We start from the raw sequence: 14,532 nt of genomic DNA on the forward strand, positions 1-14,532 counted from the left end.
TGATGCTGCTAGATTGCCATCATTGGTCCTGAGTGCTCACTCCATGCGTATCGACGGTTTTTCCTCGCAGTCCTACCCGATCAAGCGTGCGCCGCGCAAAGCAGCGGTGCGCGACGAGAGCGTCGATGATGCCGAGCTGATCGAGGAGAGCGAAGTCACTCAGGAGGCTGCTGCGCGTCGTCGTCCGGCGGGCTTGCCGGCTCGTCAGCAGGACATGGTGTTCCCCCGCGCCCGTGACCGGCGCACTGCTACCGCGTTGGCCAGTTACCTCAGCACGGCCGGTTTTACCGACTGGGACATGGAAGTACTGGGGCTCGACCTGTACATTTGACGGATGAGTCCGTCACCTTTGCCTTATTTCGTAGGTTGCCCGTCCTGGAGCGAGAACGCCTGGCGCGAGTACCTGTATCCCGCCGACGCCACCACCCATGAAATGCTTGGCTACTACAGCCGGGTATTCAACGCCGTCGAGGGCAACACCACATTCTATGCCCGGCCGGCACCCGGCACTGTCGCCCGCTGGGCGCAGGTCATGCCCGCGCACTTTCGTTTCACCGCCAAGTTCCCTGGTGATATCAGCCACGCAGGTGACCTGCGTGATCAGCTGGAGTCTGCCTTTGACTTCACCCGCCTGATGGCGCCATTGGGCCAGCGGGTCTCGCCGTACTGGCTGCAGTTGCCGCCCCTGTTCAGCCCCGCACGACTGGGCGAGCTGTGCCACTTCCTCGACGAGATCGCTGTGCCGGTGGCGGTGGAAGTGCGTCACCCGGCGTTTTTCGCCAAGGGCGAGGAAGAACGGCTGCTCAACCGCCTGCTCCACGAACGCGGCGTCGAGCGCATCTGCCTTGACCCCCGCGCCCTGTTCAGTTGCACCTCGCGTGACCCGGCAGTGCTGCATGCACAGTCGAAAAAGCCCAAGGTGCCACCGCGTCCCGCAGCCTTCAGCCAGTACCCGCAGGTGCGCTTCATCGGCCATCCGCAGCTTGAAGCCAACGACACGTTCCTCGCGCCCTGGGTAGACAAGGTCGCCGCCTGGATCGAGGAGGGGCGCAGTCCTTATGTGTTCCTGCATACGTCCGACAACCGTCTGGCTGCCGCGCTGGCCCAGCGTTTTCACCAACGACTGATGGCGCGTCTGCCAGGCTTGCCCGCATTACCTGAATTGCCGCGCGCCCCTGAGGTCGAACAACTGGGGCTACTCTGACCCTTCCCTGACCCCGGAGGTTGTGATCATGGATGTACAGACCCTGCGAGCCGAAGCCTTCAAGGCACTGCACGAGCGTGATGGCGCCTTCGTCATGCCCAACCCCTGGGACGCCGGCTCCGCCAAGCTGTTGGCAAGCCTCGGTTTCGAAGCGCTGGCCACCACCAGTGCCGGTCTGGCTTTCAGCCTCGGACGACCGGATGCCGAGGGTGCCTTGAGCCTGGATGAGACATTGGCTAACGCCGGGCTGATCGTCGATGCCACGCCCTTGCCGGTGGCTGCTGACTTGGAGAATGGCTTTGGCGACCTGCCGGAGGACTGCGCCCAGACCCTCCTGCGTGCTGCTGGGACCGGACTGGTCGGCGGTTCGATCGAAGATGCCAGCGGCCGGCCAGAGGCGCCAATCTATGACTTCGAGCTGGCTGTAGCGAGGGTCCGAGCTGCGGTGCAGGCCGCGCGCAGCCTGCCATTCCCCTTCACCCTGTGTGCCCGTGCGGAAAACCTGCTGCATGGGCGCATGGACCTTGACGATACCATCCTGCGCCTGCAGGCCTTTGCCGAGGCGGGTGCCGATGTGCTCTACGCGCCGGGATTGCGCAGTGTCGATGAGGTGCGAGCGGTGGTGCAGGCCGTGGCGCCGAAGCCAGTCAACGTGCTGATGGGGCTGGCGGGCGTGCCGTTGAGCGTCAACCAGCTGCAGGACTTGGGCGTGCGCCGTATCAGTGTCGGTTCATCGTTGGCCCGGGCAGCACTCGGCGCGTTGCAGCGTGCCGCCCTGGAGATTCGTGATCAGGGCACATTCAGTTACGGTGAGCAGGCCTTGCCGTTCGCCCAGCTCAACGACCTGTTCCGTCGCTGAGGCGCCATGCGCGCCGTGATGGTGCTATGCGGCCTGCTGTTGGTGATGGCGGGCCTGGCCTGGCAATTCGGCTGGCGCCTTGCGGACACCTGGAACCCGTGGGCGGCGCTGGATGTGCGCCAGCCGCCGAACTGGCTGACGAGTTACAAGCTGTCGCGGCTGCGCAACGACCCAGGCTTGTGCCGCCAGGCCCTGGAGACGTCCGGGCTGCGTTACCGGGCGCAGGTCGACAGCCCGCCATCGGCCAGCTGCCCGCTGCAGAATGTGTGGCGTATCGAGCGAGGGGACGTTCGCTTGAGCAGCAGCTTTCTGGCCAGTTGCCCGTTGGCGGTCGCCTATGCGTTGTTCGAGCGGCATGGGCTGCAGCCTGCTGCGCAGCGGGTATTTGGCCAGCCTGTGGTGCAAGTGGATCACTTGGGCAGCTTTGCCTGCCGCAATGTCTACAACCGCAAGCAAGGGCGTCTGAGCCAGCACGCTACGGCCAACGCGCTGGATATCAGCGGCTTTCGTCTGCAAGACGGTCAGCGCGTCTTGCTGGCGCGGGACTGGCAGGCGGGCGGGCAGAAGGGTGAATTTCTGAGGCAGGTGCGGCAAGCGGCCTGCGACAGTTTCAACACCGTGCTGGGACCGGACTACAACGCGGCCCACCACAATCACTTTCATCTGGACATGGGGCGTTGGCAGGTCTGTCGCTGATCTCAGGCTTGGACGCGAACGTTGTTCAGCACTACCGGGCGCGCCCAGTGCATGTCGAACTCAAGGTCGTGCTGCTGCTTGGCCATGGTCGCTTCGTCGTACGGTTCTGGCGCAGGGTCGAGCAGGTTCACTTCGAATTCGGCGATCGGCAGGTGCAGCGGGCGCGGGGAAGGGCCCGGGCCTGGTTCAGGGAGCGGGTGGCCCTGGCTCATCACCACCGGGCGCAGCCAGCTGTTGTTGAGGTCGAGCTGGCGCTGTTGCTGGATCATCTCGGCGGCGCTGAACGGCTCGGGCGCCGGCGCCAGCAGGTTGGCCTGCAATTCCGCCTTGGGCAGGAACAGTGGCTCGGGCGGTGCGACGATGGTGTCCTGTACCGGGCAGGTGCGCTGGGTTTCGATCAGGGCCAGGGCCTTGGCCCCGCCGATCGGCTCGCCGCTGGCCTGGTCGTACTGGACCATGACCTGGCTGACGCTGTCGGGTTCTTCCGCTTGCTGCTCGGCCATGGCGCGGGCAAAGAAATCCTGCCACAGGTGGCTTACGCCCCCGAGTGCCTGGGTATTCTGCCGACCGTAGTTGCCGACAGGCGACAAGTAGGTCAAGCCGATGGGAAGAGTATCTGTCATGGCAGTCGTGCGCGCTGTGCTCTGGCAGAATAGCGGAATATTGCCTGTATCGGCCGTGGCGGCCGATACATGAGGGGCAGGGTTCAATTTCTAGGTGTGAATGATGGAAGAGCAGGGCACAGGTATCCGGGTCGAGGCGCTGACGGCGGAGTTCGAGGCGCAAGCCGCACTATGGGCCGAGCGCCTGGCGCTGCCACTGCAGGATGATACGGCCGCGTTTGCTGTGCAGGTAGGCATGGATGGCTTGCAGATCCAGCAGTTGGGGCCGCAGGCTCCGGGGCCGGTGCGGGTGGACTTCGTCGAAGGCCAGGCCGCGCACCGGCGCCAGTTTGGCGGGGGCAACGGGCAGATGATTGCCAAGGCAGTGGGCATCGCCCAAGGTGTGCGGCCGCAGGTGCTGGATGCCACGGCGGGGCTGGGCAAGGATGCGTTCGTGCTGGCCAGCCTGGGTTGCCAGATGACCTTGATCGAACGCCAGCCGCTGATTGCCGCATTGCTGGAAGACGGCTTGGCGCGAGCCCGCGTGGATGAAGAAGTGGGGCCGATAGTCGGGCGCATGCGCCTGCTGACCGGCAACGCCATCGAGCGCATGCGCAGTTGGGAAGGCGAGGCGCCGCAGGTGATCTACCTTGACCCGATGTTCCCGCACCGTGACAAGAGCGCGCTGGTGAAGAAGGAAATGCGTGTGTTCCGGCCCTTGGTCGGTGATGACCTGGATGCCCCGGCCCTGCTCGAAGCCGCCCTGGCGCTGGCCAGCCACCGGGTGGTGGTGAAACGGCCGCGCAAGGCGCCGATCATTGATGGGCCGAAGCCGAGCCATAGCCTGGAAGGCAAATCGAGCCGGTATGACATCTACCCGAAGAAGGCCCTGAAAGCTTGATTACCTGCGCCGGCCTCTTCCCGGCTAAAGCCGCTCCCACAGGTATCGCACAGTTTTCAGAACCTGTGATATCCCTGTGGGAGCGGCTTTAGCCGCGAAGAGGCCAGCACAGGCTGACTCAGGCCTTGAACGCCCGGATAAACAATGCCACCACCTCGCGCACATGGGCCTCGGCCTCATCGCCCTCCAGCGGCCCGGCACAGCCCAGCAGCAAGCGGAAATCCGGCGCGCCCTTGACCAGGCTGAAGAAGTGCTCGGCCGCCTGCAACGGATTGGCAATCCGCAGCAGCCCGGACCCATCGATCTTGCGCAGGAGTGCCTCCATCCCCATCAGCAGCCGCTTCGGCCCGGCTTCATAGAAGTACGCGCCAAACCCCGGATCCTGGCTGCCCTGGGCCATGATCAGGCGGCAGAGCTTGACCGCCTCGTCGCTGCTGATCAGCGCCTGAAAGCTGCGACCGATAGTCAGCAACACTTCCTCCACCGCCGCCCCTTCGGGGTACTCGAAAAGCAAGTCAGGCAGCTGGTTCTGGCAGGTCGCCATGACTGCGGAGCCGAACAGCGTCTGCTTGTCGGTGAAATGGCTGTAGACCGTGAGTTTTGAAACACCTGCCGCCGCAGCGACCGCATCCATGCTGGTGTTGGCATAGCCAAGGCTGAGGAACAGGGCCTTGGCCGCTTCGAGGATGGCCTCGCGCTTGGCCAGGTCCTTGGGCCGGCCCGGGCCGTTGGGTGCGTCGTTGGACATTGGAATCCGCATTCGTTTGAGGGGGCGCCCATCTTACCGGCTCGGACGGCTCCCGGCTGCAGGTGGCGACCCTGGTTAATGTTGATTTTTCTTTCCGACGGCAGCTTCCCGGCCTCGGTTCCCTGATTTAATATACTCGCCAGTATAAATATTCGATGTGCACTTCGCGAAAGGATTCATCATGCTGCGTCATGCCTTTTCCCTCGTTCTGCCCGCCGCTGCCGCGCTGATGCTGGCCGCCTGCGGTCAGGAAGCCGCTCCACCCGCCGTGCCGCGCCCGGCCCTGGTGGTGCAGCCGCAGCCGGCCGAAGCCGCTGCCGACAGTTACCCCGGCGAAGTGCGCGCGCGCTTCGAGCCGGAGCTGGCCTTCCGCATCGGCGGCAAGGTCAGCAAGCGCCTGGTGGAGGAAGGGCAGCGGGTCAGGGCCGAGCAACCGTTGGCCGAACTCGATCCACAGGACGTGCGCCTGCAGCTGGAAGCCAACCGTGCCCAGCTGGCGGCGGCCGAGGCCAACCTGGCGCTGGTGCGCACCGAGCGCGACCGCTACCAGAAGCTGCTCGACCGGCAAATGGTCAGCCATTCCCAGTACGACAACGCGGAAAACCTATACCGCGCAGGCCTTGCCCGCCTGAAGCAGGCCAAGGCCGAATTCGACGTGGCCGGCAACCAGGCGGATTACGCCGTGCTGCGTGCGCCGAAGGCCGGTGTCATCGCCAAACGTCAGGTTGAGGTCGGCCAGGTGGTCGCGGCTGGGCAGACCGTGTTCACGCTCGCCGCCGACGGTGAGCGTGAAGTTGCCATCGGCCTGCCGGAACAGCAGTTCTCCCGTTTTGCCGTGGGCCAGGCTGTCAGCGTCGAGTTGTGGTCGCACCCCAACGAACGCTTCCAGGGGCGCATTCGCGAGCTGTCACCTGCCGCCGACCCGCGTTCAAGGACCTTCGCCGCACGGATTGCCTTCACCTCGGCCAAGGTGCCGGCCGAACTCGGCCAGAGTGCGCGGGTATTCATTGCCCATGACGGAGTGATTCCGCTTGCCGTGCCGCTGTCGGCCGTCACCGCCGAGAACGGCCAGGCGTATGTCTGGCGCGTCAACAAGGAAAGCCGCCTGGAACGCGCCGTGGTGCGCCTGGGGCCTTATGGCAGTGAAACCGTGCCGGTGCTCGAAGGCCTGGCGCCGGGCGACTGGGTGGTCGCTGCCGGTGGCCATGTGTTGCGCGAAGGGCAGGAGGTGCGGCCGGTGGACCGCACCAACCGTGTGGTGAACCTGACGGCCAAGGAGTAAGTCCCGATGGGTTTCAACCTTTCCGCATGGGCGTTGCGTAACCGCCAGATTGTGCTGTTCCTGATGATTCTGCTGGCTGCCATTGGCGCCATGTCCTACACCAAGCTGGGGCAGAGTGAAGACCCGCCGTTCACCTTCAAGGCCATGGTCATTCGTACCCTGTGGCCGGGCGCCACAGCCGAGGAAGTCTCGCGCCAGGTCACCGAGCGCATCGAGAAGAAGCTGATGGAGACTGGTGAGTACGAGAGGATCGTCTCGTTCTCGCGCCCGGGTGAGTCGCAGGTGACCTTCATGGCCCGCGACTCGCTGCACTCCAAGGACATTCCCGAGCTGTGGTACCAGATTCGCAAGAAGGTGGCTGACATCCGCCACACCTTGCCGCCGGAAATCCAGGGCCCGTTCTTCAACGACGAGTTCGGTACCACCTTCGGCAATATCTACGCGCTGACTGGCGCCGGCTTCGACTATGCGGTGCTCAAGGACTACGCCGACCGCATCCAGATCCAGCTGCAGCGGGTCAGGGACGTGGGCAAGGTCGAGCTGATCGGCCTGCAGGACGAAAAAGTCTGGATCGAGCTGTCCAACCTCAAGCTGGCTACCCTGGGCGTACCACTGGAGGCCGTGCAGCAAGCCTTGCGCGAGCAGAACGCGGTCAGTACCGCGGGCTTTTTCGAGACCTCCAGTGAGCGCTTGCAACTGCGGGTGAGCGGTCACTTCGACAGCGTTGACCACATCCGCCAGTTCCCCATCCGGGTCGGCGACCGCACCTTCCGCATTGGCGACGTGGCCGACGTGCACCGTGGCTTCAACGACCCACCCGCACCGCGCATGCGCTTCATGGGCGAGGACGCCATTGGCCTGGCGGTGTCGATGAAGGATGGCGGCGACATTCTGGTACTCGGCAAGGCACTTGAAGACGAGTTCGAACGCCTGGCGCGCAACCTTCCGGCGGGCATGGAGCTGCGCAAGGTCTCCGACCAGCCGGCGGCAGTCAAGGCCGGGGTAGGCGAGTTCGTCCAGGTGCTGGTCGAGGCGTTGGTGATCGTGCTGCTGGTGAGTTTCTTCTCCCTCGGCCTGCGCACCGGCCTGGTGGTGGCTTTGGCCATTCCGCTGGTGCTGGCCATGACGTTCGCCAGCATGCACTACTTCGGCATCGGCCTGCACAAGATCTCGCTCGGCGCGCTGGTGCTGGCGCTGGGCCTGCTGGTGGACGACGCGATCATCGCCGTGGAGATGATGGCGATCAAGATGGAGCAGGGCTACGACCGCCTCAAGGCCGCCAGCTACGCCTGGACCAGCACGGCGTTCCCAATGCTCACCGGTACGCTGATCACGGCTGCGGGCTTCCTGCCGATCGCCACGGCGGCTTCGAGCACTGGCGAATATACCCGCTCGATTTTCCAGGTGGTGACCATCGCGCTGTTGACCTCGTGGGTCGCGGCGGTGGTCTTCGTGCCTTACCTGGGCGAACGGCTGCTGCCGGACTTGGCCAAGCTGCATGCTGCCCGCCATGGCAACGGCGCGCACGCGCAGGACCCTTACGGCACGCCGTTCTACCAGCGCGTACGGCGTGTGGTGGAGTGGTGCGTACGGCGGCGCAAGACGGTGATCCTGCTGACCGTCGCCGCCTTTGTCGGCAGCATTGTGCTGTTCCGTTTCGTGCCGCAGCAGTTCTTCCCGGCTTCAGGGCGACCGGAGCTGATGGTCGACCTGAAGCTCGCCGAAGGCGCCTCGCTGGCCAATACCGCCGAGCGGGTCAAGCAACTGGAAGCGCTGCTCAAGCAGCAGGACGGCATCGACAATTACGTCGCCTACGTGGGCACCGGTTCGCCACGCTTCTACCTGCCGCTGGACCAGCAGCTGCCGGCCGCCAGCTTCGCCCAGTTCGTAGTGCTGGCCAGGTCGATGGAAGACCGCGAGCGCCTGCGCAGCTGGTTGATCGGCACCGTCGACCAGCAGTTCCCCGACCTTCGTGCTCGCGTCACGCGCCTGGAGAACGGCCCGCCCGTGGGCTACCCGGTGCAGTTCCGGGTCACCGGCGAGCATATCGAGAAGGCCCGTGCCCTGGCCCGCGAGGTGGCCGACAAGGTGCGCGAGAACCCGCATGTGGTCAACGTGCACCTGGACTGGGAGGAGCCGAGCAAGGCGGTGTTCCTGGAGATAGACCAGGACCGCGCCCGCGCCCTCGGCGTAAGCACTGCGCAGCTGTCGAGCTTCTTGCAGAGCTCGCTGACCGGCACCACGGTCAGCCAGTACCGCGAGGACAACGAACTGATCGAGATCCTCTTGCGCGGCACCCAGCAGGAGCGTGGCGAACTGGGCAGCCTCGGCAGCCTGGCGCTGCCCACCAGCAATGGCCAGAGCGTGGCGCTGTCGCAGGTGGCGACCTTGGAGTATGGCTTCGAGGAGGGCATCATCTGGCACCGCAACCGCCTGCCGACGGTGACCGTGCGTGCCGACATCTATGACAAGGAGCAGCCGGCGACCCTGGTGAAGCAGATCCTGCCGACCTTGCAGGAGATCAGGGCCAAGCTGCCGGATGGCTATCTGCTGGAGGTGGGCGGCACGGTAGAAGACTCGGAGCGCGGGCAGAAGTCGGTGAATGCCGGCATGCCGCTGTTCATCGTGGTGGTGCTGAGCTTGCTGATGATCCAGTTGCGCAGCTTCTCGCGCACGGTGATGGTGTTCCTCACCGCGCCGTTGGGGCTGATCGGCGTGACCTTGTTCCTGCTGGTGTTCCGCCAGCCGTTCGGCTTTGTCGCCATGCTCGGCACCATTGCCTTGGCGGGGATGATCATGCGCAACTCGGTGATCCTGGTGGACCAGATCGAGCAGGATATCGCTTCCGGGCTGGACCGCTGGCAGGCGATCATCGAGGCCACGGTGCGGCGCTTCCGGCCGATCGTGTTGACCGCGCTGGCGGCGGTGCTGGCGATGATTCCGTTGTCGCGGAGTGTGTTCTACGGGCCGATGGCGGTGGCGATCATGGGCGGGTTGATCGTGGCCACGGCATTGACTTTGCTGTTCTTGCCGGCGTTGTATGCGGCGTGGTTCAGGGTGAAGAAAGGCTGAACATTGCAGGGGAGGGCTTCGCCCTCCATTCGCGACACAAGGCCGCTCCTACAGGTGATCGCGTTTCCCTGTAGGAGCGGCCTTGCCGGGACGCCGGACCGGTCGGAAAGGGCTGCAAAGCAGCCCCAGAGGCCTCAGAGCGCGCCGAAGACCTTCTTGGCCAGGCTGGTGGCTGCCTGTGCCGGGTTCTGGCGAATGCTTTCTTCCTGCTTGGCAATCATCTCGAACAGGCCATCCAGCGCCTTCTCGGTCACGTAGTTCTCGATGTTGGCGTCATCCTTGATCAACCCCAGGCCCTTGGCCTGACCGGCAAAAGCGTTGTACTGCTGGGCGACACCGACCTTGTCGGTAGCCTGCTTGACGATCGGCAGGAACTTGGCTCGGATCTGCTCGCGGCTGCTCTTGTTCAGGTATTGGGTGGCCGAATCCTGACCACCGCTGAGGATGCCCTTGGCATCGGTCACGGTCATCTTCTTCACGGCATCCACCAGAATCGCCTGAGCCTGCGGCACGGCAGCTTCGGCAGCCTTGTTCATGCTGGTTTCCAGGGCATCGACCTGGTCACCCTTGCCGAACATCTTCATGGCCTTGGCAGCTTTGCCGAGGTTGCCCGGCAGCTCGATGCGCACATCGGGGTTGTTGCTGAAACCACCTGGCGTGCTCAACTGCTTGACGGCAATCTGCGCACCCTGGGTGAGGGCGTCCTTCAGGCCGCCGGTGGCGTCGGACTGGCTCAGGTCGCCAAGCGACAGAGCCAGGGCGCTGGCCGACAGCAGCAGGCCGGCGCACAGGGTAGAGAAGCGCAGGGAGGCGCGAATCATGGTTATTTCCTTATCGATGAAGTGGGGCGGGCTCAGCGCACCGGGTCGACTTTGACCCGTACCGGCTGCTGGTCGCTGCCGTCGAGTGCGACGCCGTGGTGTTCGGTGTTGATGAACAGCAGCTTGCCGTCCAGCTCGATCCGCGCGCTGACCGCATAGCGGTGGCCGGGCTTGACCTGGGCCGGGTCGTAGGTGAGGTGGAACGGCAGCGGCACGTTGCCTTTGACCGGGCCGGCCTGGCGGGCCAGGGTCACGGCGGGGGCGTCCATCAGCGAAACGTCCTGCAACTCGACGCTCAAGGTGGCGGCAGGCGGCAGGGCGATGCGCTGCAGGTAGAAGACTTCGCCATCCAGGCTAGCCTGGGTGGAAGGGGTATGGCTGGAACAGGCTGCGAGCAGGGATGCGCAACACAGCATAAAGAGCTTTTTCATGGAATCTCCGGTGTCCTTGAAGTTGGCTTGTGGCCAACCTCAGGGACTTTAGCGGATTTCCTGCCTGCATGGTCAATCCATGCGGTCATTGCCCTCACGTGGGGGCTGGACGCAGATCTCAATGTCCTGGACTTTGTCGACCGTAACGCGTTGCGCGGTGAGGGCGGTATTCGGTTCGACGAAATGCGCCTGGGTATTGATGTACAGCAATGTGTCACCCGCCTGGATGCGTGCGGCTAATGCATAGCTGTGCGCGGGGCTGATCTGACTCATGTCGAAAGGCAGTTGCATGTTGATTGGCATCACGCCGCCACACCGCAACTGCAATTTGGCAATACTGACAGAAGGGGCATCTGCCAGCGAAACGTCTTCCAGGCTCAGTTCTACCAGGCCGGAAGGGGGAAGCTGGTTGCTACCGCTAGACACTATTTCAACGTCAAACCATTTCAGTTGTGCCATCTAGAGACTCCTTGAGATTAGTACAGGGCCAGCACGCGGATACTGAACCTCCCTCAAGAAGCCATTCAGAGCGAAAATCTACCCTTGGACGATATCTGCCGGCTCGTCACGGTGCAGCGCCACCTGGCGAATCGACAGGCGCAACTCTGCCGACAGCACCCGCTTGGCCACACCTTCTGCCAGTTCGCCGAGCCTGTCGTGATAACCCAGCTTGCCGTTGCCATCGGGGCGTAGCACACCTTGTTCGAGCAGGGTCTGGATGAAGTGGCGGAACAAGGTTTTGTCGAAGAACTCCGGCGCATTCAGGCCATGCAGGATCGACAGGCGCTGGGCCATCATCACGCACAGGTCTTCCAGCTCTTCGGCGTTCAGGGTGTTCTGACCGCTGTTGAGCAGCAGCGAAGTGGCCATGTAGAAGCGCTGCAACGTCTGGGTAATGGTGCGGGCGAGCAGGGTCAGCAGCACGAACTGGCGTGAGCTCGGCGCCGGGCGCAGGTACAGGTCGTTCTCCTGGCGCAGCAGGCCTTGCTCGACCAGCGCTGCCAGCCACTGGTCGATCACCTCGTCCAGTTGCTCCGGGCTCCAGCGCAGGAACAGCTCGGCCTGCAGGTACGGGTACAGCGCATGCACGTACTGGCCGAGCAATTCGCGGCTCATGCGCGAGCTGCTGAGGAAGAAGCTCGCCAGCAGCGCGGGCAGGGCGAAGATGTGCAGGACATTGTTGCGGTAATAGGTCATCAACACCGCGTTGGCTTCATCCAGGTACAGGATGCGGCCCAGGGCGTCCTTCTGCTCCGCCAGCAGGTTCATGCCGCGTACGTGCTCGATCAGCGCCTGGCCGTCGCCTTCGGGCAGGGTAGTATGCGCGGAGTAGGGCACCCGGCGCAGCAAGGCCAGGTACAGGTCGAGCACACGGGCCAGGGCACGCTCGTCCAGCGCCAGGCGGCTGGTAGAGAGCAAGGCCAGGGCTACCAGGTTGACCGGGTTGACCGCTGCCGCCTCGTTGAGGTGACGGGCTACGGTTTCGCCCAGGCGGGTGGTGGTTTCGTTCAGCCAGGCCGGGCGGAACTGCGGTCCCAGTTCCTGCTCGCGCCAGCCGGGCTGCTGCTCATCGAGGAAGCCGGCCAGGCGGATGGGTTCGCCAAAGTTGACGTAGACCTGGCCGAAGCGCTGCTTCAATGCGCCGAAGACCTTGAAAATGTCGAAGATCGACTCCTTCTTCTTGCTCGCGCCACGCAGTTCGCCGAGGTAGGTACGGCCTTCGAGCACCCGCTCGTAGCCGATATACACCGGCACGAAGACGATCGGTGTGCGCGAAGAGCGCAGGAAGCTGCGCAGGGTGATTGCCAGCATCCCGGTACGCGGCTGCAGCATGCGCCCGGTGCGTGAGCGGCCACCTTCGACGAAGTATTCGACCGGGAAACCCTTGGTGAACAAGGTGTGCAGGTATTCATTGAACACCGCGGTGTACAGCGGGTTGCCCTTGAACGTGCGGCGCATGAAGAAGGCCCCGCCGCGGCGCAGCAGGCCACCGATCACCGGCATGTTGAGGTTGATGCCTGCGGCGATGTGCGGCGGCGTCAGGCCATTGCGGAACAGCAGGTAGGACAGCAGCAGGTAGTCGATGTGGCTGCGGTGGCAGGGCACGTAGATCACTTCGTGGCCCGGAGCGATACCCTGCACCTGCTCGATGTGGTTGACCTTTATGCCGTCGTAGATCTTGTTCCAGAACCAGCTCAGCACCACTTCCAGGAAGCGGATCGCAGTATAGGTGTAGTCCGAGGCGATCTCGTTGCCGTAGCGCAGCGCCTGGGCTTCGGCCTTGGCCATGGGCATGTTCTCGCGCTGGGCTTCGTCGGCGATGGCCTGGCGGACCAGGGGCGCATGCACCAGGCCCTTGACCAGGTTGCGACGGTGCGAGAGGTCGGGGCCGATTACGGCGGTCTTGAGGTTGCGAAAGTGCACGCGCATCAGGCGCTGGGCCATGCGCACGGTACGCTCGTGCCCCTTGTTGTGCTGCACCAGTTCGCGCAGGTGGATCGGCGCGGAGAACTGCACGCGGGTCTTGCGCCCCAGGATCAGCACGGTCAACAGCCGGCGCAGGCGCCCGGTCACGGCCCAGCTGTCGGCGAACAGCAATTTCCACGGGCTGTTCTCGCTGGCCGGCGTCTGCCCCCAGAACACGCTGACCGGAATGATCTGTGCGTCTTCCTCGGCGTGCTGGCTGATGGCGGCGACCAGGCGCTCCAGGGTCGGCGGTGCGCCGCGCTTGTCGTGGCGGCCGAGCCAGTCCGGGTCCGGCGTCAGGTAGAAGAACGCGGCAGGTTCCTGCAGCGAGCCGACGGCCACCGGTAGCACCGGGCGCGGCAGCCCCGCTTTGGTGCATTCACGGTCGAGCACCACCAGGTCGGTGAGCGATGGTGACGGCAGGGCGTAGAACACCGGGCGGCTGCGGTCGAGCTTGAGGGTCAGGGACGACTGGTTGATGGTCTCGGAGCGCACCCACAGGTACATCAGGCGACGCAGGGCGCCGAAGATCAGGCGGCGCAGGGGGGAACGGGTCATGGGGTGAGTGCCCTGGGAATGAATTTCAGAGAATGGACAGTCGTTTAGTCTGCCGTATCGGCGCAAGTTCAGCAAAATTCGGTAAATAGCGCGACGGTCATGAAAATTTTTTGTTCTCTGTCATATACTCGGCCTGCCACTTGCAGGATATTTCGGCAAGCGGCGTCGACATAGGGAGGACACCCTGTGTCTACAAGGCGATCTTCACAATAAAAATCCGGAGTAGTTCAGATGTCGTCTCGTGAGACTGGGAATGTTAAGTGGTTCAACGATGCCAAAGGTTATGGCTTCATTCAGCGCGAAGGTGGTGCGGATGTATTCGTCCACTATCGGGCGATCCGCGGTGAGGGGCATCGTACCCTGGTCGAAGGGCAGCGGGTGGAATACGCCTGCGTGCAGGGCCAGAAAGGCCTGCAAGCCGAAGACGTAGTCGGGCTCTGAGCCTCTAGCTGTAGGCTTCAAGCTGCAAGCGACCGTGTGCTTGCAGCCTGATGCAACCTTTCTTGCAGCTCAAGAAGTACGCCAGGTGATTTCCTCTTCACCGTCGGCGCTGATGCGGACCCAGCGATCGGCATCGTCCTCACCATCTTCCTCGACCCAGCCACCCGGCGCGCAACGCACCTCGACGTTCAGCGCGGCGAACGCGGCGCGGGCGCAGGCAACGTCATCGGCCCATGGGGTCTGGTCGCTTTCCAGGTAGAGGCTGTTCCATTTCCCTACAGCCTTGGGTAACCAGGTGACCGGAATGTTACCTGCCTGGCACTTGAAGGTCTGACCTTTCTGCTTCCATTCGCTGCATGGGCCGATTGCCTGGCTGAGCCATTCGGCAATCTGCTTGTGGTCGACGTCGGCGTCCTTCAGGTAGATCTCGATATCGGGTTGGCGCATAAGG

At 63.9% G+C, this 14,532-nt stretch carries 15 protein-coding genes; 8 read left to right on the forward strand and 7 right to left on the reverse strand.

Annotation, left to right across the window (positions count from 1 at the left end):
- Window positions 1-43: 43 nt before the first annotated feature.
- From ACTORR_RS20415 to ACTORR_RS20430, 4 genes are read left to right on the forward strand one after another with little or no spacing between them, the layout of a single operon-like run.
- On the forward strand, window positions 44-331 hold the full coding sequence (locus tag ACTORR_RS20415) for a hypothetical protein (RefSeq protein WP_054885400.1): 288 nt from the start codon (window positions 44-46) through the stop codon (window positions 329-331).
- A gap of 3 nt (window positions 332-334) precedes the next feature.
- Window positions 335-1,204, forward strand: a complete 870-nt coding sequence (locus ACTORR_RS20420) for a DUF72 domain-containing protein (protein ID WP_099815350.1) — start codon at window positions 335-337, stop codon at window positions 1,202-1,204.
- Between the two features lie 28 nt (window positions 1,205-1,232).
- Entirely contained in the window at window positions 1,233-2,063 is an 831-nt protein-coding gene (locus ACTORR_RS20425; RefSeq protein ID WP_054885398.1) for an isocitrate lyase/PEP mutase family protein, read from the forward strand.
- Window positions 2,064-2,069: 6 nt separating this feature from the next.
- A complete protein-coding gene (locus ACTORR_RS20430) occupies window positions 2,070-2,759 on the forward strand; it encodes an extensin-like domain-containing protein (RefSeq protein WP_313365353.1) in 690 nt (229 codons plus the stop codon).
- A gap of 2 nt (window positions 2,760-2,761) precedes the next feature.
- Here the strand turns inward: ACTORR_RS20430 and ACTORR_RS20435 are convergent, their stop codons facing one another.
- Entirely contained in the window at window positions 2,762-3,382 is a 621-nt protein-coding gene (locus tag ACTORR_RS20435) for an energy transducer TonB (RefSeq protein WP_313365352.1), read from the reverse strand.
- A 103-nt stretch (window positions 3,383-3,485) separates the two neighbouring features.
- Here ACTORR_RS20435 and ACTORR_RS20440 point away from each other — a divergent pair, with 103 nt between their 5' ends.
- Complete coding sequence (locus tag ACTORR_RS20440) at window positions 3,486-4,262, forward strand: class I SAM-dependent methyltransferase (protein ID WP_054885395.1); 777 nt, start codon at window positions 3,486-3,488, stop codon at window positions 4,260-4,262.
- 118 nt (window positions 4,263-4,380) lie between these two features.
- Here ACTORR_RS20440 and ACTORR_RS20445 read toward each other — a convergent pair whose 3' ends face one another.
- Complete coding sequence (locus ACTORR_RS20445) at window positions 4,381-5,022, reverse strand: TetR/AcrR family transcriptional regulator (RefSeq protein ID WP_054885394.1); 642 nt, start codon at window positions 5,020-5,022, stop codon at window positions 4,381-4,383.
- Between the two features lie 169 nt (window positions 5,023-5,191).
- On the opposite strand from ACTORR_RS20445, the gene ACTORR_RS20450 reads away from it, so the two are divergent.
- Window positions 5,192-6,292, forward strand: a complete 1,101-nt coding sequence (locus ACTORR_RS20450; protein WP_441343833.1) for an efflux RND transporter periplasmic adaptor subunit — start codon at window positions 5,192-5,194, stop codon at window positions 6,290-6,292.
- A 6-nt stretch (window positions 6,293-6,298) separates the two neighbouring features.
- Window positions 6,299-9,364 (forward strand): efflux RND transporter permease subunit, encoded by a 3,066-nt coding sequence (locus ACTORR_RS20455; RefSeq protein WP_313365351.1) that lies wholly within the window; start codon window positions 6,299-6,301, stop codon window positions 9,362-9,364.
- A 134-nt stretch (window positions 9,365-9,498) separates the two neighbouring features.
- Here the strand turns inward: ACTORR_RS20455 and ACTORR_RS20460 are convergent, their stop codons facing one another.
- The 4 genes from ACTORR_RS20460 to plsB all read right to left on the reverse strand — a co-directional run bounded on the left by ACTORR_RS20460 (window position 9,499) and on the right by plsB (window position 13,640).
- Window positions 9,499-10,185: a DUF4197 domain-containing protein gene (locus ACTORR_RS20460; protein WP_054885391.1), complete on the reverse strand. Its 687-nt coding sequence runs from the start codon at window positions 10,183-10,185 to the stop codon at window positions 9,499-9,501.
- 32 nt (window positions 10,186-10,217) lie between these two features.
- The gene (locus ACTORR_RS20465) at window positions 10,218-10,616 is read right to left on the reverse strand and encodes a YbaY family lipoprotein (protein WP_099815354.1); all 399 of its coding nucleotides are present in this window, start codon (window positions 10,614-10,616) and stop codon (window positions 10,218-10,220) included.
- A gap of 72 nt (window positions 10,617-10,688) precedes the next feature.
- Window positions 10,689-11,075 carry a YbaY family lipoprotein gene (locus ACTORR_RS20470; protein ID WP_054885389.1) on the reverse strand — a complete coding sequence of 129 codons (387 nt, stop codon included), beginning with the start codon at window positions 11,073-11,075 and terminating at the stop codon, window positions 10,689-10,691.
- Window positions 11,076-11,153: 78 nt separating this feature from the next.
- Window positions 11,154-13,640 carry a glycerol-3-phosphate 1-O-acyltransferase PlsB gene (gene plsB, locus ACTORR_RS20475; RefSeq protein ID WP_441343834.1) on the reverse strand — a complete coding sequence of 829 codons (2,487 nt, stop codon included), beginning with the start codon at window positions 13,638-13,640 and terminating at the stop codon, window positions 11,154-11,156.
- A gap of 231 nt (window positions 13,641-13,871) precedes the next feature.
- Here plsB and ACTORR_RS20480 point away from each other — a divergent pair, with 231 nt between their 5' ends.
- Window positions 13,872-14,081, forward strand: a complete 210-nt coding sequence (locus tag ACTORR_RS20480) for a cold-shock protein (RefSeq protein ID WP_003252255.1) — start codon at window positions 13,872-13,874, stop codon at window positions 14,079-14,081.
- Between the two features lie 69 nt (window positions 14,082-14,150).
- Here the strand turns inward: ACTORR_RS20480 and ACTORR_RS20485 are convergent, their stop codons facing one another.
- The gene (locus tag ACTORR_RS20485) at window positions 14,151-14,528 is read right to left on the reverse strand and encodes a hypothetical protein (protein WP_054885387.1); all 378 of its coding nucleotides are present in this window, start codon (window positions 14,526-14,528) and stop codon (window positions 14,151-14,153) included.
- Window positions 14,529-14,532 lie beyond the last annotated feature (4 nt).

Source organism: Pseudomonas sp. SAR267, from assembly GCF_052077595.1.
Taxonomy (GTDB): domain Bacteria; phylum Pseudomonadota; class Gammaproteobacteria; order Pseudomonadales; family Pseudomonadaceae; genus Aquipseudomonas; species Aquipseudomonas vlassakiae.

What these genes read in the sequence shown, in the direction of transcription:
- ACTORR_RS20415 (WP_054885400.1), top strand. Translation starts at nt 44, where the DNA reads ATGCGTATCGACGGTTTTTCCTCGCAGTCCTACCCGATCAAGCGTGCG.
- ACTORR_RS20455 (WP_313365351.1), top strand. Translation starts at nt 6,299, where the DNA reads ATGGGTTTCAACCTTTCCGCATGGGCGTTGCGTAACCGCCAGATTGTG.
- ACTORR_RS20480 (WP_003252255.1), top strand. Translation starts at nt 13,872, where the DNA reads ATGTCGTCTCGTGAGACTGGGAATGTTAAGTGGTTCAACGATGCCAAA.
- ACTORR_RS20470 (WP_054885389.1), bottom strand. Translation starts at nt 11,075, where the DNA reads ATGGCACAACTGAAATGGTTTGACGTTGAAATAGTGTCTAGCGGTAGC.
- ACTORR_RS20450 (WP_441343833.1), top strand. Translation starts at nt 5,192, where the DNA reads ATGCTGCGTCATGCCTTTTCCCTCGTTCTGCCCGCCGCTGCCGCGCTG.
- ACTORR_RS20430 (WP_313365353.1), top strand. Translation starts at nt 2,070, where the DNA reads ATGCGCGCCGTGATGGTGCTATGCGGCCTGCTGTTGGTGATGGCGGGC.
- plsB (WP_441343834.1), bottom strand. Translation starts at nt 13,640, where the DNA reads ATGACCCGTTCCCCCCTGCGCCGCCTGATCTTCGGCGCCCTGCGTCGC.
- ACTORR_RS20445 (WP_054885394.1), bottom strand. Translation starts at nt 5,022, where the DNA reads ATGCGGATTCCAATGTCCAACGACGCACCCAACGGCCCGGGCCGGCCC.
- ACTORR_RS20425 (WP_054885398.1), top strand. Translation starts at nt 1,233, where the DNA reads ATGGATGTACAGACCCTGCGAGCCGAAGCCTTCAAGGCACTGCACGAG.
- ACTORR_RS20440 (WP_054885395.1), top strand. Translation starts at nt 3,486, where the DNA reads ATGGAAGAGCAGGGCACAGGTATCCGGGTCGAGGCGCTGACGGCGGAG.
- ACTORR_RS20420 (WP_099815350.1), top strand. Translation starts at nt 335, where the DNA reads ATGAGTCCGTCACCTTTGCCTTATTTCGTAGGTTGCCCGTCCTGGAGC.
- ACTORR_RS20485 (WP_054885387.1), bottom strand. Translation starts at nt 14,528, where the DNA reads ATGCGCCAACCCGATATCGAGATCTACCTGAAGGACGCCGACGTCGAC.
- ACTORR_RS20435 (WP_313365352.1), bottom strand. Translation starts at nt 3,382, where the DNA reads ATGACAGATACTCTTCCCATCGGCTTGACCTACTTGTCGCCTGTCGGC.
- ACTORR_RS20465 (WP_099815354.1), bottom strand. Translation starts at nt 10,616, where the DNA reads ATGAAAAAGCTCTTTATGCTGTGTTGCGCATCCCTGCTCGCAGCCTGT.
- ACTORR_RS20460 (WP_054885391.1), bottom strand. Translation starts at nt 10,185, where the DNA reads ATGATTCGCGCCTCCCTGCGCTTCTCTACCCTGTGCGCCGGCCTGCTG.